This is a genomic window from Acidithiobacillus sp. (genome assembly GCF_049965315.1).
Taxonomy (GTDB): Bacteria; Pseudomonadota; Gammaproteobacteria; order Acidithiobacillales; family Acidithiobacillaceae; genus Acidithiobacillus_B.
This window is the reverse complement of record NZ_JBMFWL010000069.1, coordinates 1-732: the sequence shown is the minus strand read 5'-3', so window position 1 is coordinate 732 and position 732 is coordinate 1. Positions and strand designations below refer to the sequence as shown.

At 58.6% G+C, this 732-nt stretch carries 1 pseudogene; it reads left to right on the top strand.

The window, feature by feature from the left end:
* Positions 1–197: 197 nt before the first annotated feature.
* Positions 198–732, top strand: a pseudogene (locus tag ACP5MM_RS09820) (DNA-directed RNA polymerase subunit beta'); the annotation flags it as partial.

Genomic DNA, 732 nt, shown 5'->3' with positions numbered 1-732 from the left:
GCGGCACACCGGAAGAAGAAACGCCTGAGCCGCAAATGGCGGCCGCAGATTAAGAAGCAGCTATCAGCCGGCGGCAGCAAAAGATTTTAAGTTTACCGAGCGATATTGCAAAACTCGCTCACAGAGTCAGGAACCACCGTAACCGCAGCTAAGAGCTAAAAGCTAACAGCTGATAGCCAGCCGCAAGGAGGAACACCTTGTACCGTTCCAGCCCATTTGAAATGACCAGCCCCATCGCCGACTTTGATGCGATCCGCATCCAGCTAGCATCGCCGGAGAAGATCCGCAGCTGGTCGCATGGCGAAGTCACCAAGCCGGAAACCATCAACTACCGTACCTTCAAGCCGGAACGGGACGGACTCTTCTGCGCCCGCATCTTTGGCCCCGTCACCGACTGGGAATGCCTCTGCGGCAAGTACAAGCGCATGAAGCATCGCGGAGTCATCTGCGACAAGTGCGGCGTCGAAGTCACTGTCTCCAAGGTGCGGCGTGAGCGCCTCGGCCACATTGAGCTGGCCTCGCCCTGCTCGCATGTCTGGTTCTTCAAGGGCCTGCCCTCGCGCATCGGCCACCTGCTCGATATCTCCCTCCGCGAGCTCGAGAGCGTGCTCTACTTTGAGAGCTACGTCGTCATCGATCCAGGCGACGCCCCGGTGAAGGAACGCGAAATCATCAAGGACGAGAACCGCTTCCGCGATCTCGACCAGCAGTACCGCGTCTCCGGTTTCAAGG